We start from the raw sequence: 20,733 nt of genomic DNA on the forward strand, positions 1-20,733 counted from the left end.
GCTCTTGAGGACAAATCCACATGGAGAAAGGGAGGAACTGTCTTCAATAGGTCTTCTTGAAGACAAATGCAGCAAAAAAATGAAGAAATTATCTTCAATAAAGCAACTTGAGGACAAACCCTCTCAAGTTTGTCCCCAAAAATGCTTTTATTAAATTAACATTATGCTATCTACTAAAGTCATTCGTAATATGACCATTGACCATATCCCTTTATTTTAAAGCTCTTTTCTAGTATCCTTGCAATTCTCTTTTTAGATTCAACCACCCCGCACCATTCAAAAATGATATTGGTTGTAATCTTGCTGTCTGGAAATAAAACCTGGAACTCTCTCACACTCCGTAAAACAGCAAAATAAAGAAGCTCCATATGACCACAATCCTCACAAATACACTTGTTTCCCCGAACTATCACAGAGAAAGAGTGGCAGGAGGCACAGGTAGTTCCTTTCTTCAACGGCCCGTAAGTAAATTGCGGTAATTGTTTATAAGGAGACTCTTCTATATGGAGTGATAGGATCTTGTCTGCCAATTTTTTATGTTTTTCATTTAATTTAGAAGAAATCATATCTAACTTTTTCACCTGTCTATTTAATTGAGTTGGAAGTATTAATGGTTTATTAAGGGGAGCTTGGTAGAGGGTAAACTCTGGATTGATGAAGACTACCCAGCCCTCAATAACGTAAGTGTATCCGAGATTCTGGAGTAATTGACGGAGTAAGGATTCGCTGCGGCTCAATTGGTTTAGGGGATCATTATATTCAGTTTTGGGCTTCTTATATAATCTCTCTTGCTCATAATAATAATCCCCCTCATAATTTTTCACTTCATAACTATATATTGTATCGGCCGTAATAATCAATGAGTCTATTTGAAAAGTAGTATTGTTTACCTTTAATAGCAAATCGTTCAAAATTAGACAATCACACGATAGTTTTTCGGTCATCTCATCAAACATTACCTCACCCTCATACCCTTTCTTAAGGGTTAAATAATGTTGCCTATCTTTTTCAGGTAAAACCATCCGTTTATTTAAATACCCAAGAATCTTTAAATCGGCTGATTCAAACCGAGGCTTATAAGCCATATGCCACAACCTTTCTAAAAAATAATAGTTCAAATCCATTGTAAAAAAATTAACAAGCAACGCTAGATCATAACAATGAATCTTTTGTTAAATTTTCAATCAGTTCAGAAAAGTATTGACAATTATTTAGAAAAAATGTTATTATCTTCCTCTATGATTCAAAATAAGGGGAGGGTTACAGAATTTGATTCATTTAGAAGGGATAGGGAAATCCTATAAAATTGCTAAACGCCCAACAGGTTTGAGACAGGCGGCAAAAGCCTTGTTTTATCGTGAACACACCACCGTCCATGCGCTGAAAGACCTCTCTTTTTCTATTAATCAAGGTGAAATCGTCGGTTACATTGGACCAAACGGAGCAGGCAAATCAACCACAATTAAAATAATGAGTGGAATACTGGTGCCCGATACCGGTACCTGCAAGATTATGGACTTCATCCCTTGGAAAAACCGAATCCAGTATGTCCAAAATATTGGTGTCGTTTTCGGGCAACGCTCCCAGCTCTGGTGGGACGTACCAGTGGCCGACTCATTTGAACTCCTCAAAGACATCTATAAGATTCCTCGTCAAGACTACCAAACGACCCTAAACCTGCTGATAGAAACACTCGAATTACAAACAATTATCCATACACCTGTCCGCCAATTAAGCTTGGGGCAGCGGATGCGCTGTGAGATGGCGGCCTCCCTCTTGCATAGTCCAAAGATCCTATTCCTAGATGAACCTACCATCGGACTTGATGCCGTGTCCAAGCTAGCCGTCCGTCAATTTATTAAAACTATCAATAAAGAAAAAGGGGTAACCGTTATCCTGACAACACATGATATGAACGACATTGAGGCACTGGCAGAAAGAGTCATTCTAATAGGAAAGGGGTGCTTATTATACGATGGACAGCTCGAAGAATTGAGGAAGAGGTTTGGCACTCATAAGACCATTACAGTTGATTATAAAAAAAATCCGAATCCCATACACATTCCCGGGGCCGACACGATTTCCTGGTCACCGCACAGGGCAGTCCTCCAAATAGAAAATATGAAGACATCAGAGTTGATGACCAGACTCTCGAGCGTGGTGGAAATAGAAGATGTAACCATTGAATCCCAGCCAATTGAAGATATGCTTGTTCAACTTTATAAGGAGTATCAAATATGAGAGTCTATGGATCCATCCTCAAGCTCCGACTCCTTTTTGGATTACAATATAGAACCGCAGCGATTGCCGGTGTAGCAACGCAATTTTTCTGGGGCTTTATTACGATCATGGTATTTGAGGCCTTTTACCAATACACCCAAAATCCACCGATTTCTTTAAATGAACTAATTGATTACATATGGCTAAAGCAAGCCTTTCTTGTTTTTATCACACTCTGGTTTCGTGACAACGAGCTGTTTGATTTAATCACAAGCGGGAACATTGCGTACGAGTTATGCCGGCCCTGCGACTTGTATGGTTTTTGGTATGCTAAGCTTCTTGCTCAGCGTCTGTCCAGCGCCCTTCTGAGGTGCTTTCCGATTCTTTTCATTGCCTTGCTTCTTCCGAAACCCTATAACATGACACTGCCGCATAGTTTCTCTGCTTTTCTATTATTTTTTATAGCCCTCATCCTAGGTTTACTTCTATTAGTTTCAATCTCAATGTTCTTGTATATATCGGTGTTTTTAACCATGTCACCAGTGGGGTCTTTATTAATCTTTTCTGTGATAGGGGAGTTTTTCGCTGGATTAATTATCCCAGTGCCCTTGATGCCAGAATCCTTGCAAAAGATCGCTAATCTGCTTCCATTCCGCTGGACGGCTGATTTTCCATTCCGAGTATATTCCGGACATATCACGGGGCCGGAGGCTGTTATAGGAATCACCATTCAAACAGTCTATGTCCTTGTTCTCATCTGCCTGGGGAGAGTGGCACTTAACCGTGTTTTACAAAAGGTGGTTGTTCAAGGAGGTTAATGAAATGAAGCTTTACTTTAAATATTTACTGATCCATTTCAAATCCCAGTTGCAATATCGGACATCTTTTTGGCTGTTATCGGTAGGCCAGTTTTTTATTCCGTTCGTTGTCTTTCTTGGAGTATATTTTTTGTTTGAGCAGTTTGGGGAAATTAAAGGATGGGGATTTTTTGAAGTGGCACTTTGCTTTGCTGTGATTCATCTTGCTTTTTCTTTGAGCGAATGCTTTGCCCGTGGCTTTGATGTCTTCTCCAATCTGATCGTCAATGGGGATTTTGACCGGCTCCTTGTCCGGCCGCGAAGCACGTTTCTGCAGGTTCTTGGGTCAAAATTTGAGTTTACAAGAGTGGGGCGTCTTCTCCAAAGTGGCTTTGTCTTGATCTGGGCGTTAAGTAACCTTTCGATTGAATGGGATGTAATGAAGGTTTTTACACTGCTTTTTATGGTGGTAAGCGGGATTTTTATTTTTCTAGGTATATACATGCTTGCAGCAGCCATGTGTTTTTGGACGGTCCAAGGCTTAGAGTTGGCCAATATTTTTACCGATGGCGGCAGAGAGGTGGCACAATATCCGTTAACAATTTATCAAAAATGGGTCACTCGTTTCTTTACGTACGTCGTTCCGTTTGGAACGGTTAATTATTTACCATTAATGTTTATTCTCGGTAAGAATGAAGGAAATGCTATAACAAATATGCTGATACCTATAGCAGGAAGTTTATTTATTGTCCCTTGCTTTCTCATTTGGCAAATCGGTGTTAGACACTACCGCTCAACAGGATCATAAACCTTTTCTTCGTTTGAAACGATGGAAAAGCTATGTTATAGTAAAATAAAAGTTTGACCAAAAAACTAAATTAGTCAAAATAGGAGGACTATAATATGGCTCCCGACAGAAGAAAGATGATCGTCGAAGCGGCTACAAAATCTTTTTCTTTATTTGGCTATAAAGCCACCACAATGGACCAGGTAGCAAGGCTCGCTAATGTAGGAAAAGGAACCATTTATACCTTTTTTAAAAATAAAGAAGAACTATTTGAAGAAATCATCTCTACTCTTGTTAAGGAAATGATTGCGGAGGCTGAGTCAGTCATCGAGTCAGATTTAACGTTTGCTGAAAATGTTCATCTGGCCTTGTCCCGGTTATTAGCCTTTCGTTCTCAGCACCAGCTGATGATCAAGCTCGTCCAAGAAGAAAAAGAAATGGGAACCATAGCTGTTTCCGAAATGCTGCGGCATGTAGAGGATGAAATTATTGCTTATTTAAGGGAAAAGATGGAGACTGCGATTTCAAAGGGAGCCATTCCTCCAAGAGATATAGAAATTACCAGCTTTCTTTTATTAAAAATGTATATAGCGCTTGTTTCTGATTGGGAAAGAAACCATGAACCCTTAAGCTCCGAACAAATTGCTGAGATCATGAAGGTTTTTCTATTAAGCGGGCCGGCAAATTAAAAAAGACTTGTGCCAGATCACAAGTCTTTAGTGTATTTAATAATGAAATTGACGCGATGGCTGTGCCAACGCTGTTTTTCGTTTACTTGCAAGCGTGTACTCTTCCATTAACCCTAAAAAGATTCCAAGCAGGAAAAGGACAACTGAAGAAGCGGTTAATCCGATACCTAATCCGAGTGTAAGATTGGAACCGTTTTCAAAAAAGCTGAATAAAAGAAAAATGATTCCTGATACCCCTACATAAGTTGATGCCATTTTAAAGGTTTGTAAGTTTTTTACATATTTTTCATGCATATCCACCAACTCCTTATACTGAATATTCTACCAATTGTCACAAAATTGTCAAACTTTTTTTAAAATAATAATAGGAGCCTTGACAATTGGCTCCTTACTTCTATTTTTGTTTACTCAAGTTTTCCTGAGCCATTTTAACCAACTCGCGAACCATACTGCCACCAAGTCTTCCTCCGACCTTACCAGCCTGCTCGGACGTCAGCTGGCCGTTGTATCCCTTTTTCAAAGGAACACCCACTTCTTCGGCTGCTTCAAATTTAGCATCTTCAGGCCTTCCGGATTGAACTACTCTGGCTTTCAGGGCATCCAATCCATTACGAGCTTCTGGAACAAGTATTTTATTTCGTCTGGCCATAAAAAAAACCCTCCTTTATATAGAGGATTCCCTAACGGAAAAATTTATTAACGCCTATGGATAAATCCTAATCTTTCCATTATAATAACTGATAATCAAACTGGAAAAATCAATGAAAAAGAGAGTAGTTATCTGGGAAGTCTAAGCGAGTCAGGGATGGTGGGAGCCTGATATGGAGCGGATAATGAAGCGCACTTTTGAGATGCGTACCTGAAAAAGATTAGGGTGCGCCGGAGATCCTCCGTTACAAAGGAAAGCTGGTTCTTTTTGGAACAACTAGAGTGGTACCGCGGGAAATGGAAACTCTCGTCTCTTTTATAGAGGCGGGGGTTTTTTGTTTTTTGCTGTGTTAAAGGACATTTTTGATTTGGTAACGATGTTGATTGGAGCGGAAATCAACATCAAATTTAACACAGCCTTATTTTATCAAAAGGGAGGTCATTAAAGTGAACTTTAAAAAGGAGCTGGCAGCCATACTCCATGAGCTGCTGAATCAAGAAATACCTGAATCACAGCTGGAAATATTAATTGAAAAACCTAAAAATGCGGAACATGGGGATTTGGCGTTTCCCTGTTTTTCGTTAGCAAAGCTAAAAAGAAAATCCCCTAATGTTATTGCTCAAGAACTTAAGTTGCAAATCCAGTCAGAGACATTCGAAAAAGTAGAGGTTGTAGGCGGATATATTAATATCTTTTTAAATAAAAAGCTTGTGTCCGAAAAGCTTATTAATAAGGTAATAGCAGAAAAAGGACAATTCGCGGACCTTGATTTCGGAAAGGGCGGAACCATAACGATTGATATGTCATCGCCAAATATCGCAAAGCCCTTCTCGATGGGACATTTGCGATCGACTGTAATCGGAAATGCACTCGCTTTAATTACAGAAAAATGTGGTTATAAGCCATTTAAAATCAACCATCTTGGCGACTGGGGAACACAGTTCGGAAAGTTAATCACTGCGTATAAACTTTGGGGTGATGCAAAAAAGGTGAAACAAAACCCAATAAAAGAATTGCTTGCCCTCTATATAAAATTTCATGAAGAGGCAGAAAAAGATCCGGCGTTAGAAGACCAGGGGCGCAGCTGGTTTAAAGAACTAGAAAATGGGAACGAAGAAGCCTTAACCCTTTGGCAATGGTTCCGGGACGAATCATTAAAAGAGTTTTCCCGTATTTATGAATTGATGAATGTCGGGTTTGACTCTTTTGCCGGTGAAGCTTTTTACAATGATAAAATGGAGCGGATTGTAAACCTTCTTGAGCAAAAGCAATTACTGGTAGAATCGGATCAGGCCTTGGTTGTGGATTTATCGGAGGAACAGCTTCCGCCATGTCTGATTAAAAAATCTGATGGCGCTACCCTATATGCTACCCGTGATTTGGCAGCGGCTCTTTATCGTAAAGAGAACTATCATTTTGATCAATCTTTATATGTTGTTGGTCATGAACAAAGTCTGCATTTTAAACAGTTAATCGAAGTACTTAAAAAAATGGGATATGAATGGGCCGAGAAAATGGTTCATGTTCCTTTCGGGATGATGTTAAAAGACGGTAAAAAAATGTCTACTCGTAAAGGTAAGGTAGTGTTATTAGAGGAAGTATTAAACGAATCGATTGCGATGGCAAAACATAATATTGAAGAAAAGAATCCCAATTTGCTAAATAAAGATCAAGTGGCCAAAAAGGTGGGAGTAGGAGCAGTTATTTTCCATGATTTAAAAAATAACCGCATGAACGACATTGAATTCTCACTTGAGGAAATGCTCCGCTTTGAAGGAGAGACAGGGCCTTATGTTCAATATACCTTTGCGCGAGCATGCTCTATTTTACGAAAGGCGGACTATAAAGCAGATGCCCTCCCTTTAAGTCTGACAAACACTTGGGAGAAGGAATGGAAGACAGCAAGCTTGCTGTTGGACTTTGCACCTGCGATTAAACGGGCTTGTGAGAATCATGACCCGTCGCTTGTGGCGAAGTATATTATCGACCTGGCTCAAGCCTTTAATAAATATTACGCGGAAGTAAAAATCCTAGAGGAAAATGAAAATCTAACGGCCCGTTTAGCTTTAGTTTACTCAGTGACAGTTGTTCTTCAGGAAGGCTTGCGCCTGTTAGGCATTGAAGCTCCGGAAGAAATGTGAGAGCGTTTCATTTAATAATTCCCTAATAATGGTATAGAATAGTACCGAGAAACTTGTTTGAGGGGGTTAAATAATGAGCGAGCTTTTATTTAAAAGTTTTGAGTTAACAAGGAGCTTTTTATTGAAAAATCTGGGGACACTCGATGAGTCAATTGCAGATGTCCAGCCAGAGGGCTTTAACAATACAATTCACTGGCATGTAGGCCACATTTTAACTGTAGCAGAACAATTTATGTTTGGCTTCCCGAAAAAATCAACAAACCTTCCTGCCGGCTATATGGAATTATTTGCAACAGGTACGAAACCTGCTGATTGGAAAGGCGATATTCCTTCTGTCAATGAATTAACAGAGCAATTAAAAGAACAAATCAAAAGGATAAAGGAAATTCCTAAGGAAAGCTTTAACGAAAGGTTGAAAACCCCGTTTCTTGGTCAAGAAACCTTTGGTGAGCTTGCCAATTTTGCCATTTTTCATGAGGCGAACCATTTAGGTCAAATTCATTCGATGAAACGTGTCATTTAGGCTGCAAATAAATAATTTTTTGAAAAGTCGTTTCTACTGGTAGAAACGACTTTTCATACATAAGTGAGAAGGAGATTTTCGTTTTTATGGAAAAACAGCTTCAAAAAGAAAGAATTTGGACAAAAGACTTTGTGCTTATTTGTTTAGCCAATTTTTTTATCTTTCTTGGCTTTCAAATGACGCTTCCGACCATTCCACTGTTTGTCGAAAACTTAGGTGGGAATGATCAGCTAATCGGTTTTGTAGTCGGTATTTTTACGTTTTCAGCCCTTTTACTTCGTCCATATGCGGGCACCGCGCTCGAAACCAGGGGAAGGGGATTTGTCTATTTAATTGGGCTGGCCATTTTTGTACTCTCAGTTGGATCCTTTGGTTTTTTAACTAGCATCGCCCTTTTGTTTATGATGCGGGTCGTTCAAGGGGCTGGCTGGGGCTTCTCAACAACGGCATCAGGAACGATTGCCTCTGATTTAATACCTGTCTCTAGAAGGGGAGAAGGGATGGGCTATTATGGACTTTCAGGCAATCTGGCGCTGGCCTTTGGCCCGTCTTTAGGACTAATTCTAACCGGGATGATTTCGTTTAAACAGTTTTTCCTCCTTTGCGCTGGGTTGGGATTGGTTGCTTTGATTTTATCCTCTAGAATTACCTATAAAAAAGTCGAGCAAAAACAAAGTAAGGAAAAGGCCAAACCTTCCCTCTATGAAAAAGGGGCCCTAAAGCCGTCTGTCCTTATGTTTTTTATTACCTTTACCTTTGGAGGTATTGCTGCTTTTCTCCCGTTATACACAGCCGAAAAAAATATTTCAGGGATTCAATTATACTTTCTGTTTTACGCATTGGCATTAATGATTACGAGGACATTTGCAGGACAGGTATATGATCGAAAAGGTCATCAGGCAGTGTTTATTCCGGGGACATTCTTAATTCTAATCGCTATGATATTATTGGCTTGGCTGCCAAATAGCCTAATTTTATATGTAGCGGCCATTCTTTATGGCTTAGGATTTGGTACGGTCCAGCCGGCTCTTCAAGCATGGTCCATTGAAAAGGTGCCTGTCAATCGCAGGGGAATGGCAACGGCGACTTTCTATTCCTTTTTTGACCTAGGAGTAGGCCTGGGAGCAATGGTGTTTGGTCAAATAAGCCATCTGCTTGGTTACAGCAGTATTTATCGAACGGCAGCGGTTTCTATTGTGATTTCTATGCTACTTTATTTCTTTTTCTTATACAAGGGACGCTTAAGTATCACGCAAAATGGGTAGCTATAAGGCATGGATCAGATCCATGCCTTTTCCGTGGTATAAATGGATGATTTCATAGGAAAGTGGGGAAAGTAGAGGTAACTTTTCATTTAATGAATGACGCTTACATGCAAAAGCGTTCAAGAAAATGTTAAATATGGTCCGTTTTTTTTTTAGAAAGGCTTCATATTAATAACACTGTTGTGATAAAATCAATCGGTAATTCTACTTCAAAAAGTGGTGGGTGAAATACGTGCTTTCTTCATTAAAGCGATTATTAATCGGTCGGCCGCTGAAATCGAACGAATTAGGCGAACAAAAGTTAGGAATTTTAAAAGCGTTAGCCATTCTTTCGTCCGATGCCTTATCATCAGTAGCTTACGGAACCGAACAAATCCTTATCGTTTTAGCAACGATAAGTGTCGTTGCATTCTGGTATTCCATACCTATTGCTGTTGGGGTATTATTCCTTTTAGCAGCACTCATTTTATCTTATCGTCAAATTATTTATTCTTATCCTCATGGCGGAGGAGCCTATGTCGTATCAAAGGAGAATATTGGAGAAAAAGCAGGGTTAATTGCCGGCGGTTCTTTATTAGTTGACTACATACTAACGGTGGCAGTAAGTGTTACAGCCGGTACCGATGCCATTACATCTGCTTTTCCGGGTTTACATGCACATTCTGTTTTTATTGCTTGTATATTAGTTATTTTTATTACTATCTTAAATCTGCGTGGAATCACTGAATCAGCTTCTATATTGGCATATCCTGTTTATTTGTTTGTTCTCGCACTCTTTATATTGATTGGTGTAGGACTTTTCAAAATTGTAACGGGAGATATTACTCCAACCGCACAGCATGCGTCAATAGGAGCTCCTGTTCAGGGAATTACACTATTTTTACTGCTTCGTGCATTTGCGTCTGGATGCTCGGCTTTAACAGGGGTAGAGGCGATTTCCAACGCAATCCCAACCTTTAAAGACCCGGCACCTAAAAATGCTGCAAAAACATTGGTATTAATGGGTTCACTTCTAGCTTTATTGTTTTCCGGCATTACATTTCTTGCCTATTATTATGGTATCGCTCCGAAGGCAGATGAAACGGTTGTTTCACAAATCGCTAAAGAAACCTTTGGACGAAATTATCTTTACTTCTTTGTTCAGGGAACAACAGCATTAATTTTGGTTTTAGCCGCAAATACCGGCTACTCAGCCTTTCCGCTGTTAGCCTTTGCCCTTGCAAAAGATAAGTATATGCCAAGGATGTTTACGATACGAGGAGATCGTCTTGGTTATTCTAACGGAATTGTGTCCCTAGGGGTCGCCTCCATCATCCTGATCATCGCTTCAAAAGGTCAGACAGAGCACTTAATTCCTCTTTATGCTGTAGGGGTTTTTATACCATTTACCCTATCGCAAACAGGAATGATCATTAAATGGCTCCGTCAAAAACCTGCCGGCTGGGTAGCAAAATTAACTTCCAATTTAATCGGTGCGCTTATTACATTAACTGTTTTAATTATTTTCTTTGTTACAAAGCTGGGCCAAGTATGGTTTGTGTTTCTATTCTTACCGTTGATTGTTATCATGTTCCTCAGAATTAAGTCTCATTATGAGGCAGTTGGGGAACAGCTGCGGATTCAACCTGAGGATGAGGCCATTCCGGTTCAAGGGAATGTTATCATTGTCCCAGTCGCGGGTATTACCAAGGTTGTTGAAAATTCTATTAATTACGCAAAGTCTTTAACAGATCAAATCTTTGCTGTTTATGTTTCTTTCGATCGTGAGGATGAAAAGCGGTTCGAAGAAAAATGGCAAAAGTGGCAGCCTGACGTACGGCTTGTCACATTGCAATCACACTACCGCAGTATACTGCAGCCACTATCAAAGTTCATCGATACGGTTGAGCATAAAGCCAGCGAAAACAATTACCGGGTGACCGTGCTAATCCCGCAGTTTATTACAAAGAAAAACTGGCATAATATTTTACACAACCAGTCCAGTTTATTAATACGTGCCTATTTAATTTTTAAGAAAAAAGTTATTGTAGCCACACTTCCATATCATTTTAAAAAATAGGTTGAGATGAATAGGTAAAGCAAAAATTTATAAAAAAGGTTTTCTAGGGTTCCGTGGCATGTAGCCAGGCTGGTCCGAGAGAAAACGTACAGAAGTTTGTTCTGTATACACGGAAGGAGAAAAGCCTGGGAGAAATGCGTTGTGACGCAATTTTCTTCCAGGCTTTTTATATTGGGAAGGAGGGGATTTTTCAGTTGAATTTTTTGATTGAAAACAAATGGGTGATATTAGTCTGCCTTGAGGTACTGGCTTGGGCGTCCACATTCTTTCTTTTATACGCACGATATGGACTAAAATCAAGCCTTTGGTTTAAGGTGGCGACTGTTTTATTCGCTTTAACAGGAGTAATTCCTCAAGTATTAATGGGTATCATAAATTTTATATCAACGAAGAAGATTGATTTGTTTACACTAATTATTGTTTTGTTGCTCTTATATGGATTTACTTTTGGAAAAAAGCAGGTGAAAAAACTTGATGCCTGGGCTCAGGAGAAATTCTCCAAACAGACGTCATAAAAAACCACCGAAAATTAATCGGTGGTTTTCTTCGTTCTTTTAACTAAAAAGTAGATGGCTCCTAAGACAATCGCTGCGATAATGAGTGGCAGTACATAAGGATGTGCAACTTCTTTAATATGTGACCAGTTATTGCCTAACACCTTACCTAGATATAAGAATAGAATCGACCAAGGTAATACTGCTGCTACGGTGTAAAGCGTAAACTTTCCGGCAGGCATCTTAGCAATCCCTGCGGGAATAGAAATGGCGTGTCTAACTACTGGTATAAACCGGGCTGAAAAAATGACTCCTGCTCCATACTTTTCAAACCAGTGTTCTGCAACGTCAATATGTTTCTTTTTAATAAGGATATATTTACCGTATTTCTCCAGAAAGGGTCTGCCGCCATAATAGCCTGCCCAATATAAAAACAACTGGGCAATCGTCCCACCGATCGTTCCGGCAATCACAGCGCCAATGAAATTCAAGTGTCCTTGCGAAATCATATAACCGCCATAGCCTAAAACAATTTCACTTGGTATGATCTCAATCATGAGTCCCAAAGCGATTCCAAAGTAACCTAAATGTGATAGAAATTCCAATATTGAGCTAATATAGTCTGCCATAGTTCACCTTCACTTATTTCTTCGTTTACGGATTCTGTTTCTTATTTTATACCAGTTTGTCTCATATTGAAATAAATATGGTGGTATCGAAGAAATCATACCCATAAGTGCTACAGTATATAACGTATAGATAAGTGAAAGGTTTCATTTTTACATCAAATGCCTCAAAAACATAGTGGCAATCCCAAAGTAAGTCAGCAGTGAAAATATATCGTTTAATGTTGTAATCAGTGGTCCCGATGCTACAGCGGGATCAATTTTCAACCGGTATAAAATAAGCGGAATAATCGTTCCAGCAAGAGTCCCGATAATCAGGGTAAAAAAGAGGGAAGATCCTACAACAGCCCCCAATATCAAATTGCCCTGCCAAATATAAGCAATTATCGCAATGATAATCGCGCAAGTAATCCCAATTGTAATCCCAACCCCAAGTTCCCTTGCAATTAATCGAGTAACTACCTTTTTATCAATATCCTGCGTAATCAGCCCTCTTACCACCACCGCAAGCGACTGAGTGCCGGTGTTCCCGGTCATACCTGCGATCATTGGCATAAAAAAGGCAAGCGCCACGACACGCTCCAAAGTCTCCTCAAAACTGCTAATAATCCTTCCTGAAATAACACCTATAAATAATAACAAAATCAACCAGGGTAATCTTCTAGCAGCGGCCACAAAGGTTTTCGTTTCGAAATCAATGGCCTTACCTGATGCTGATAGCTTCTCAATATCCTCATTGGCCTCTTGAATAACAACATCAATAATGTCATCGACGGTCACAATTCCGACCAAAATATTATTCTCATCGACAACCGGAATCGCGAGGAAATCATACCGTTCGGCTGTTCTGGCAACGACTTCCTGATCCGTGTCAACGGAAACAGAAATCACCCGCTCGTACATAATCTCATGAATTTTTTCCTCTGGTTCCGCCAGCAATAAATCCCGATATGAGACAACCCCAACGAGCTTCCGTGCCTCATCAATGACATACAAATAATTAATCGATTCTGCAAACTCAGCAAAAATTTTAAACTTATCAACGGCTTCTCTGACAGTAAAATAGTCACGAATCCAAACAAAGCGGTTGGTCATTATTCGCCCAGCTGTTTCCGGCTGGTAGTTCATGATACCTTGAACAGCACTTGATTCTTCTTTTTTCATTCCGGATAACAGAGAATCCTTTTTCTCTGGGGATAATTCATTTAATAACAGGGCCAAATCATCGTTATCCATCAAATCTAAAACTTCGCTGGACTTTTCAATTCCAAGGATATTTAATAAATCAAGCTGCTCCTCTTTATCTAACTCTTCCATTAAATCAGCCAGCGCATCAGTATGTAAAAATAGTAAAAATCTCCCTTTATGCTTTTCGGGTAAGCCTTCGTAAATTTTAGCTATATCATAGGGCTGGAGCTCTTCTAAGATTGTTTGAAATTCCTCCGGTTTGTTTTCCTTTAATGTTTTAATAATATAAAGACTGATTTCATCCTGAGTCATATCTTTAATCATATTTTTACGCCCCTTTCTATGGGTGCCTTCGAAAAATCCTTGTTAAAAATGCCAGATGAACAAATAATAAGGATTATGATATAACTTTAGTATGTGTAACTGATGAAAATTTTTTGTAAAAGAAATGAAATATGCTATTTGACCTATAATTTGATAAAATAAGGAAGTATTTAAAAAGGGTGTTGGAAGTTTCTTGGAAACTATCCGTTAAACATATAACTTGTGGTTGATCGGAGGAGTTTGGCTTTGAAAAAGCATCATCAAGACATACGGGATCTCGTCTACGTACATTTAAATCAATCAGACCAGTATGTAATGTCCTACGGTATCGAATTCAGTGAATTTGCTGCTGCTTTTTCAGGTTCATTAAATCATCTGCTTTTACTAAAGCACCGTTTTGATGATGCTGATTTTAATATGCATACACTGCTCGAATATTGTCCGGAAGATCGTATTGATAAGTTAGCAGCAGAAGATGTCTATGGTTATGGAAACTTTTGCTGGATTGATTTTACTGAGGAAGAAGTATTAAATGAACTCTCAGGCCAGGAATTGGCGGAATTATTATACCTTGGCCATCAGAAACAACATTTGAGAGTGCCCTTTTATAATAAACTCGGCAATCGTTTTGTTTATTTAGCCCATGATGATGGATGGTATAACAAAATTTATTATCGAAGCTTCAAAGACTTTTTCCACTTATTAAGCGAAAGCATTGCAGGGAAGCTTAGCGAATTGAAACTTGAAAAATCTATCCTTGGAATTAGAAAAAAACGGACATATCCGCAAGTGAATAAGGAAATTTTACTTTCCCTCACGCCGTTTATTAAAGAGGGGATTTGTATCTCCCTGCGTGATGCCGAACATCAGCGGACACGAATTGATATTCCAATCTGGGTCATGGGTGATTTTGCTAATATGGATGACATGTATGAGGAGTATCAGCAGATCTCCAACAAGCCCTATCATGCCAAACTTATCTTTGATAAAAGAACAAAAGAGTGGAAACTCAATGTTATATAAGAAAAAACAGTCCTGCTGGAAGGACTGTTTTTCTTATATGCTCAGCTGTCAGATCCGTTATGAAAACCAAAGAGAGAAAAGGCCTTCGTTTACACCCAGGTTATACATATAATACATTCCAAACAAGATACTGATGACACCTGCAACGTTATTAAGGTAGCGGTTCAACTGTTTTCCTGAGGATAAAACGAACGGTATACCAATTACGGTTGAAAAACAAAGCATTCCGACGACTGTACCGGCACCGAAAATCAAGATATACACCGCTCCCTGCCAAACAGTCGCTACAGTACTCATTGTTAACAAAACCATTGCTGCACTTCCGGCAAGTCCGTGGATTAGTCCAATTAGAAACGACTTTATATGCGGCCTTTTCTTTGAGTGAGGGTCAGAAGAATGGATAGGATCTTGTTTTTTTATTGATAAAATACTATTAAGACCAAGGGTAACCAGCATAATCCCGACAACAAATTCTAGGCTTAAAGCCACTGTATTAGAAATGGTGTTTTTCGCTATAATTAAAAACATGCCAAAAATAAATAGTGTTGCGGTATGGCCAATGCCCCAATAAACACCGGCAAACACAGACCTTTTAATATTTTTGGATTCACTAGCAATCGTGGAAACAGCAATGACATGGTCGGGTTCAAAAGCATGTTTCATGCCAAGTAGAAAACCAAGTAATAAAATGGATAACAATGATCCCGTTAACATAATGATCCTCCGTAGTTGTAATACTACTATCATACAGGAAAAGTAAGCCGGAATGATAGAAATTATGACAAAATGCTGATAGACAGTATTGAAGCAAGCACTAGGAATCATAAAATAATGAATGAGAAAAAAACATTTAAAAACAGGTCTGCTGTATTTCCTATCTTATTTAGTAAAGTGTTAAAATAAAAAAGTGAAAGAGAATTTGGAGGAATAAAAATGAAAACAAAATTAGGTTTGTTATATGGGGGGAAATCTGCTGAGCATAAGGTTTCCTTACAAACAGCACTTGCTGTCATTCGAGCATTAGACCTTGAAAAATTTGAAATTCATCCGATTTACATAAATGTTGAAGGACAGTGGATTAAAGGACCTCAGTTACTTGAACCAGTTGAAAATGTTCAAGCACTTGAGTTTACAAATGCACCACAATTATCACCGTTATCATTAGCACCTGCGCTTTTTCAAGGTGACCAGCAAGAATCATCGCCGCTTGATGTTATTTTTCCATTATTACATGGACCAAATGGTGAGGATGGAACCGTCCAAGGCTTATTAGAGCTTCTCAATTTGCCTTATGTGGGGAATGGTGTTCTTGCTTCAGCTGCAGGCATGGATAAAGTGGCAATGAAAAATATTTTTGCACAAGCCGGACTCACTCAAGTCAACTATGTTTCTTTTATTAAAAGTGAATGGGCAAAGGCAAAGGACGCGGCTTACACACGTGTAGAAGAACAGCTAGGTTATCCATGCTTTGTAAAGCCGGCAAACCTTGGTTCTAGTGTGGGGATCAGCAAATGTACGAATCGTACGGAATTAGATGCAGCTTTTGCTGAAGCCTTCCAATTTGACCGCAAAGTCATCATTGAAGAAGGTGTCGTTGCCCGTGAAGTTGAAATTGCTGTTCTTGGCAACGACGAACCGGAATGTTCGGTAGCCGGTGAAATTGTTCCTAAGAAGGATTTTTATGATTATAAAGCAAAATATGAAGATGGGGATACGGCTTTAATTATCCCAGCGGATATTTCCGAAGAAGAATATACTGAAATGAAGGAGATGGCGGTTCGTGCATTTAAGGCATTGGATTGCTCCGGACTTGTTCGTGCAGATTTCTTCCTTACGAAGGATGGTAAGGCGTTCATTAATGAGGTAAATACTATGCCTGGCTTTACTCCTTTCAGTATGTTCCCGTTATTATGGAAGCATTCAGGTCTGGAGTATCCTCAGCTGATTGAACGTCTGGTTCAGCTTGCACAAGAAAGACATGCGGAAAAACAGCAAATTAAGTATACTTTTTAATTAAAAGACCTGTGACACGGCCTATTTGCCGTGTCCGTTTCTATTTAAGAAAAGCGGGTAGATTTAAAAGAGATAAAGGAGGGTATCCAAATGATTAAACGTTCTTTGAAACAGATTTCAGAAATGGCCTCCGCCATCAATGATATTACAACATTTGCAGATATTATGATTGAAGGGGTTACCATCGATACACGAAAAATCCAGGCAGGAAATTTATTTGTACCCTTTAAAGGTGAACATGCTGACGGACATCAATATGTGGAGGAAGCGATTAAAAAAGGGGCTGCTGCGTCTCTTTGGCAAAAGGATGTTCCAAATCCCCCACAAGGCTTACCTATTTTAATTGTTGAGGACTGCCTTGTGGCATTACAGGAAATGGCGCGAAAATATCGCAAGGAATTGTCCGTAAAAGTAGTTGGTATTACTGGAAGTAATGGAAAAACAACCACAAAGGATATGACTACAAGTTTATTATCAACTCAGTATAAAGTTCAAAAGACCGAAGGGAACTATAACAACCATCTTGGCCTTCCATTAACGGTCTTAGGCTTAAGGGAAGACACCGAAATTGCTGTACTGGAGATGGGGATGAGCGGCAGAGGGGAAATTGCGTTCCTCACCAAACTTGCTTGCCCAGATGCAGTTGTCATTACCAATATCGGGGAATCTCATTTACTTGACCTTGGTTCAAGGGAAGGAATTGCTGAAGCGAAGCTGGAGATTTTACAAGGGCTGCGTGAAGGTGGACTTGCTGTTCTCCATGGGGATGAGCCGCTGTTAATGGAACGGATTTTTAAATATAAAGGAAATATCAATATTCAAACATTCGGAAGAAATGTCACGAACGATCTGTATCCAATGGATATTACGCAAATTGAGCAAGGTAATTCCTTTAAAATTAATGCTTCCGAGACAGTCTTTGAACTGCCAGTTCTTGGTACACATAATATTTTAAACGCCCTTGCAGCCATGCTCATCGCCCACTATTTTTCCATTCCTTACGAAAAAATGAATGCCGGCTTAGCCAACATTAAGCTTACTAATATGAGAATGGAGCTTGTTGAGGGAAAACAGGGAGAAAAGATTATCAATGATGCTTATAATGCCAGCCCAACATCCATGATGGCTGCCATTGAATTAGTATCGAATCTCCAAGGATATAAACGGAAGATTCTAGTTCTAGGTGATATGCTTGAACTTGGACCGAAGGAAGAACAGTACCACCTGCAAATAGGTACAGGATTAAATCGGGAAAAGATCGATTATCTATTCACTTACGGTGAGTTAGGCGGGCATATTGCTAAAGGAGCCAGCCAAGTTTTAGGTACCGATAGAGTGTTTTCTTTTAAAGATAAGACAGAACTGATTGAACAATTGAAGAGGTATGTTGACGAAACCACGCTTATACTTGTGAAAGCTTCTCGAGGTATGAGATTAGAAGAGATTGTTCAAACTTTACAAAAGAAGTAAAGGATTTGGCAGGTGAGAATATGATTGGCTGCTTACTTATCCATGGTTTTACAGGTGCTCCTTATGAAGTAGAGCCACTGGCTGATTTTTTAAAGGAACGAACCGATTGGAAGTTTAGTGTTCCTACCTTGCCGGGACATGGTGTTCCCGGTTCCTTGAAAGGAGTCCAATATCACGAGTGGATCGACTACGCGGAAGCCGAATTGACGAAACTAATTGATACCTGTGATGAAGTATATGTGATTGGTTTTTCAATGGGTGGGATGATAGCCAGCTATCTCGCTGCCAAGTATCCTGTGGAAAAGCTTATTCTATTGAGTGCCGCGGCTTATTATCTTAATCCGAAGCAATTAGCCATTGATATTCAAGAAATGGTTAAAGATTCCCTGCAAGGAAACTTAAGAGCTAATGAATTATTTCTCCGTTATAAAAGAAAAATAATAGAAACACCCTTTGCGGCAACTTTGCAGTTCCGTAGACTTGTTTCTTTTATTAAACCTCTATTGCATCAGGTAAATGTACCCACCTTTATTGCACAAGGGGAATCTGACGGGATTGTGCCGCCTAAAAGTGCTGAATATTTATTCCAGACCATAAGTGCAAAGCAGAAAAAACTTTCCTATATCAAACATTCCAAGCATCTCATATGCCACTGTGAGGAACGGGATTCCCTGTTTTCTCAAGTTTTTGACTTTTTAATGGAGAAAAAAACTGTAAAGGATTGAAAATGGTTTAAAAGATGTATTTATTGCAAATTAATAGTAACAGTGGTATGATATTCATCAACGTGTCTAAAGAACGATGAATGAAGGCATACTCTTTTGGAGAATGTCTTTTTTTTGGTAAAATAATGAAGTGACAATTACCGCATTTTGATGCGTATGTTTGTATATTCAGCACTTATATACCAAATATTTTTTATATAGATGAAGGAGAATGAAAACATTGACAAAGTTTGAAGATTTAGGCCTAAGTCAGGTTACTTTAAAAGCTGTACTCAAAATGGGTTTTGAGGAAGCTACACCAATCCAATCTGAGACGATTCCGTTGGGGCTAAAAGGTATAGATTTGATCGGGCAAGCTCAAACAGGAACAGGTAAAACAGCTGCTTTTGGAATTCCGTTGGTGGAAAAGGTTGATACAAAAAAGGATGCTATCCAAGGAATTATTATTGCGCCTACTCGTGAGTTAGCGATCCAAGTTTCAGAAGAACTTTATAAAATTGGGGCAGGAAAAAGAGTTCGTGTTCTGCCAATTTATGGTGGACAGGATATCAGCCGCCAAATCCGTTCATTAAAGAAAGCACCACATATTATTGTTGGAACCCCTGGACGTGTTCTAGACCATATTAATCGTAAGACAATGCGTCTTGATACCGTTAATACGGTTATTCTTGATGAAGCGGATGAAATGTTGAATATGGGATTCATTGAAGATATTGAATCCATCCTTGCTTCAACCCCTGCAGAGCGCCAAACACTATTGTTCTCTGCGACAATGCCAGCTCCAATTCAAAGAATGGCAGAAAAGTTCATGAAGGACCCGCAAATTGTTCGTGTAAAAGCGAAAGAAATGACCGTTCCTTTAATTGAACAATATTACCTTGAAGTGCAAGAGAGAAATAAATTTGATGTATTAACAAGACTTCTTGATATTCAATCACCGGAACTTGCGATTATATTCGGCCGGACAAAACGCCGCGTTGATGAATTATCTGAAGCATTAAATTTAAGAGGCTATACAGCTGAAGGGATTCATGGTGATTTAAGCCAGGCGAAGCGTCTTCAAGTTCTTCGGAAATTTAAAGAAGGTACTATTGATGTACTTGTTGCAACAGACGTTGCTGCAAGGGGACTCGATATTTCTGGTGTAACACATGTGTATAACTTTGATATTCCACAAGACCCGGAGAGCTACGTTCACCGGATCGGCCGTACAGGTCGTGCTGGAAAAACGGGTGTAGCGATGACGTTCATTACACCACGTGAAAAATCTTATCTTTCTGTTGTTGAAAAAACAACCAAACGGAAGATGGAACGCATGAAAGCTCCTACATTGGATGAGGCTTTGGAAGGTCAACAACGCGCGGTAGTAGATAAAATTACTCAGACCATTGAATCGAACAACCTTCATTATTATAAAGCAGCGGCTGAAGAGTTGCTTGAAGCTAATGATGCTTCAACAGTTGTAGCTGCTGTGTTAAAAATGTTAACGAAAGAGCCGGATACTACTCCAGTTAAATTAACCGAAGAGGCTCCACTTCCACAAAAACGCGAAAGAAAGCAGTTTGACCGTGGAGACCGCAGAAGAAGAGATGACTCAAGAGGCGGCTCTTATGACCGTAACCGTAAAAAGGCGCCAGTAAAACCTAGAAGCGGTGAAAAGAGAACGGGCGGCAAGACATCAAAACCAAGAAGTTATAATCACCAATAAATGAAAAAGAGCAAGGACCACGTCCTTGCTCT

At 39.4% G+C, this 20,733-nt stretch carries 20 protein-coding genes, 1 riboswitch and 1 other annotated feature; of the genes, 14 read left to right on the top strand and 6 right to left on the bottom strand.

Going from position 1 to position 20,733, the window contains the following annotated elements:
• Nucleotides 1–179: 179 nt before the first annotated feature.
• The gene (locus CVD27_RS25340) at nt 180–1,085 is read right to left on the bottom strand and encodes a nuclease-related domain-containing protein (RefSeq protein ID WP_101651696.1); all 906 of its coding nucleotides are present in this window, start codon (nt 1,083–1,085) and stop codon (nt 180–182) included.
• Nucleotides 1,086–1,269: 184 nt separating this feature from the next.
• Here CVD27_RS25340 and CVD27_RS25345 point away from each other — a divergent pair, with 184 nt between their 5' ends.
• The 4 genes from CVD27_RS25345 (at nt 1,270) to CVD27_RS25360 (ending at nt 4,493) form a co-directional block, all read left to right on the top strand.
• Nucleotides 1,270–2,241, top strand: a complete 972-nt coding sequence (locus CVD27_RS25345; RefSeq protein ID WP_101651698.1) for an ABC transporter ATP-binding protein — start codon at nt 1,270–1,272, stop codon at nt 2,239–2,241.
• Nucleotides 2,238–3,038 carry an ABC transporter permease gene (locus CVD27_RS25350; RefSeq protein ID WP_101651700.1) on the top strand — a complete coding sequence of 267 codons (801 nt, stop codon included), beginning with the start codon at nt 2,238–2,240 and terminating at the stop codon, nt 3,036–3,038. The genes CVD27_RS25345 and CVD27_RS25350 overlap by 4 nt, the downstream gene beginning before the upstream one ends.
• A gap of 4 nt (nt 3,039–3,042) precedes the next feature.
• Complete coding sequence (locus CVD27_RS25355; protein ID WP_101651702.1) at nt 3,043–3,825, top strand: ABC transporter permease; 783 nt, start codon at nt 3,043–3,045, stop codon at nt 3,823–3,825.
• A gap of 95 nt (nt 3,826–3,920) precedes the next feature.
• On the top strand, nt 3,921–4,493 hold the full coding sequence (locus CVD27_RS25360; protein WP_101651704.1) for a TetR/AcrR family transcriptional regulator: 573 nt from the start codon (nt 3,921–3,923) through the stop codon (nt 4,491–4,493).
• Nucleotides 4,494–4,529: 36 nt separating this feature from the next.
• Here the strand turns inward: CVD27_RS25360 and CVD27_RS25365 are convergent, their stop codons facing one another.
• Together CVD27_RS25365 and CVD27_RS25370 are read right to left on the bottom strand one after the other, a co-directional pair.
• Nucleotides 4,530–4,787, bottom strand: a complete 258-nt coding sequence (locus tag CVD27_RS25365; RefSeq protein WP_101651707.1) for a hypothetical protein — start codon at nt 4,785–4,787, stop codon at nt 4,530–4,532.
• Between the two features lie 100 nt (nt 4,788–4,887).
• Nucleotides 4,888–5,142 carry an alpha/beta-type small acid-soluble spore protein gene (locus CVD27_RS25370; protein ID WP_101651709.1) on the bottom strand — a complete coding sequence of 85 codons (255 nt, stop codon included), beginning with the start codon at nt 5,140–5,142 and terminating at the stop codon, nt 4,888–4,890.
• A 103-nt stretch (nt 5,143–5,245) separates the two neighbouring features.
• Nucleotides 5,246–5,459 (top strand) — a binding site (T-box leader).
• 129 nt (nt 5,460–5,588) lie between these two features.
• On the opposite strand from CVD27_RS25370, the gene argS reads away from it, so the two are divergent.
• From argS to CVD27_RS25395, 5 genes are all read left to right on the top strand, one after another.
• On the top strand, nt 5,589–7,283 hold the full coding sequence (gene argS / locus CVD27_RS25375; protein ID WP_101651711.1) for an arginine--tRNA ligase: 1,695 nt from the start codon (nt 5,589–5,591) through the stop codon (nt 7,281–7,283).
• 73 nt (nt 7,284–7,356) lie between these two features.
• Nucleotides 7,357–7,806, top strand: coding sequence for a DinB family protein (locus tag CVD27_RS25380; RefSeq protein WP_101651713.1), 450 nt, complete (start codon nt 7,357–7,359; stop codon nt 7,804–7,806).
• 86 nt (nt 7,807–7,892) lie between these two features.
• Nucleotides 7,893–9,071, top strand: a complete 1,179-nt coding sequence (locus CVD27_RS25385) for an MFS transporter (RefSeq protein WP_101651715.1) — start codon at nt 7,893–7,895, stop codon at nt 9,069–9,071.
• A gap of 232 nt (nt 9,072–9,303) precedes the next feature.
• On the top strand, nt 9,304–11,130 hold the full coding sequence (locus CVD27_RS25390; RefSeq protein WP_101651717.1) for an APC family permease: 1,827 nt from the start codon (nt 9,304–9,306) through the stop codon (nt 11,128–11,130).
• A 32-nt stretch (nt 11,131–11,162) separates the two neighbouring features.
• Nucleotides 11,163–11,264: riboswitch (guanidine-I (ykkC/yxkD leader) on the top strand.
• A 69-nt stretch (nt 11,265–11,333) separates the two neighbouring features.
• Complete coding sequence (locus tag CVD27_RS25395; protein WP_180960450.1) at nt 11,334–11,645, top strand: hypothetical protein; 312 nt, start codon at nt 11,334–11,336, stop codon at nt 11,643–11,645.
• A 14-nt stretch (nt 11,646–11,659) separates the two neighbouring features.
• Here the strand turns inward: CVD27_RS25395 and CVD27_RS25400 are convergent, their stop codons facing one another.
• Both CVD27_RS25400 and mgtE read right to left on the bottom strand, forming a co-directional pair.
• On the bottom strand, nt 11,660–12,253 hold the full coding sequence (locus CVD27_RS25400; protein WP_101651721.1) for a DedA family protein: 594 nt from the start codon (nt 12,251–12,253) through the stop codon (nt 11,660–11,662).
• A gap of 150 nt (nt 12,254–12,403) precedes the next feature.
• Nucleotides 12,404–13,762, bottom strand: a complete 1,359-nt coding sequence (gene mgtE / locus CVD27_RS25405) for a magnesium transporter (RefSeq protein WP_101651724.1) — start codon at nt 13,760–13,762, stop codon at nt 12,404–12,406.
• A gap of 246 nt (nt 13,763–14,008) precedes the next feature.
• Between mgtE and CVD27_RS25410 the strand changes: the two genes are divergently transcribed.
• A complete protein-coding gene (locus tag CVD27_RS25410; RefSeq protein ID WP_101651726.1) occupies nt 14,009–14,785 on the top strand; it encodes a hypothetical protein in 777 nt (258 codons plus the stop codon).
• 57 nt (nt 14,786–14,842) lie between these two features.
• On the opposite strand, the gene CVD27_RS25415 is transcribed toward CVD27_RS25410, so the two are convergent.
• Complete coding sequence (locus CVD27_RS25415) at nt 14,843–15,499, bottom strand: HoxN/HupN/NixA family nickel/cobalt transporter (protein ID WP_101651728.1); 657 nt, start codon at nt 15,497–15,499, stop codon at nt 14,843–14,845.
• A gap of 219 nt (nt 15,500–15,718) precedes the next feature.
• Here CVD27_RS25415 and CVD27_RS25420 point away from each other — a divergent pair, with 219 nt between their 5' ends.
• The 4 genes from CVD27_RS25420 (at nt 15,719) to CVD27_RS25435 (ending at nt 20,701) form a co-directional block, all read left to right on the top strand.
• Complete coding sequence (locus tag CVD27_RS25420) at nt 15,719–16,798, top strand: D-alanine--D-alanine ligase (RefSeq protein ID WP_101651730.1); 1,080 nt, start codon at nt 15,719–15,721, stop codon at nt 16,796–16,798.
• A 90-nt stretch (nt 16,799–16,888) separates the two neighbouring features.
• Nucleotides 16,889–18,268, top strand: a complete 1,380-nt coding sequence (locus CVD27_RS25425; protein WP_101651732.1) for a UDP-N-acetylmuramoyl-tripeptide--D-alanyl-D-alanine ligase — start codon at nt 16,889–16,891, stop codon at nt 18,266–18,268.
• Nucleotides 18,269–18,288: 20 nt separating this feature from the next.
• Complete coding sequence (locus CVD27_RS25430; protein WP_101651734.1) at nt 18,289–18,993, top strand: alpha/beta hydrolase; 705 nt, start codon at nt 18,289–18,291, stop codon at nt 18,991–18,993.
• 211 nt (nt 18,994–19,204) lie between these two features.
• Nucleotides 19,205–20,701: a DEAD/DEAH box helicase gene (locus CVD27_RS25435; RefSeq protein WP_180960451.1), complete on the top strand. Its 1,497-nt coding sequence runs from the start codon at nt 19,205–19,207 to the stop codon at nt 20,699–20,701.
• Nucleotides 20,702–20,733 lie beyond the last annotated feature (32 nt).

It is taken from the genome of Neobacillus cucumis, assembly GCF_002860255.1.
Lineage (GTDB): Bacteria > Bacillota > Bacilli > Bacillales > Cytobacillaceae > Neobacillus > Neobacillus cucumis_A.

Bases quoted from the DNA above. Each gene is read 5' to 3' on its own strand.
- CVD27_RS25340 (WP_101651696.1), bottom strand. From the start codon at position 1,085: ATGGCTTATAAGCCTCGGTTTGAATCAGCCGATTTAAAGATTCTTGGG.
- CVD27_RS25350 (WP_101651700.1), top strand. From the start codon at position 2,238: ATGAGAGTCTATGGATCCATCCTCAAGCTCCGACTCCTTTTTGGATTA.
- CVD27_RS25355 (WP_101651702.1), top strand. From the start codon at position 3,043: ATGAAGCTTTACTTTAAATATTTACTGATCCATTTCAAATCCCAGTTG.
- CVD27_RS25360 (WP_101651704.1), top strand. From the start codon at position 3,921: ATGGCTCCCGACAGAAGAAAGATGATCGTCGAAGCGGCTACAAAATCT.
- CVD27_RS25365 (WP_101651707.1), bottom strand. From the start codon at position 4,787: ATGCATGAAAAATATGTAAAAAACTTACAAACCTTTAAAATGGCATCA.
- CVD27_RS25370 (WP_101651709.1), bottom strand. From the start codon at position 5,142: ATGGCCAGACGAAATAAAATACTTGTTCCAGAAGCTCGTAATGGATTG.
- CVD27_RS25380 (WP_101651713.1), top strand. From the start codon at position 7,357: ATGAGCGAGCTTTTATTTAAAAGTTTTGAGTTAACAAGGAGCTTTTTA.
- CVD27_RS25385 (WP_101651715.1), top strand. From the start codon at position 7,893: ATGGAAAAACAGCTTCAAAAAGAAAGAATTTGGACAAAAGACTTTGTG.
- CVD27_RS25400 (WP_101651721.1), bottom strand. From the start codon at position 12,253: ATGGCAGACTATATTAGCTCAATATTGGAATTTCTATCACATTTAGGT.
- mgtE (WP_101651724.1), bottom strand. From the start codon at position 13,762: ATGATTAAAGATATGACTCAGGATGAAATCAGTCTTTATATTATTAAA.
- CVD27_RS25415 (WP_101651728.1), bottom strand. From the start codon at position 15,499: ATGTTAACGGGATCATTGTTATCCATTTTATTACTTGGTTTTCTACTT.
- CVD27_RS25420 (WP_101651730.1), top strand. From the start codon at position 15,719: ATGAAAACAAAATTAGGTTTGTTATATGGGGGGAAATCTGCTGAGCAT.
- CVD27_RS25425 (WP_101651732.1), top strand. From the start codon at position 16,889: ATGATTAAACGTTCTTTGAAACAGATTTCAGAAATGGCCTCCGCCATC.
- CVD27_RS25430 (WP_101651734.1), top strand. From the start codon at position 18,289: ATGATTGGCTGCTTACTTATCCATGGTTTTACAGGTGCTCCTTATGAA.
- CVD27_RS25435 (WP_180960451.1), top strand. From the start codon at position 19,205: ATGAAAACATTGACAAAGTTTGAAGATTTAGGCCTAAGTCAGGTTACT.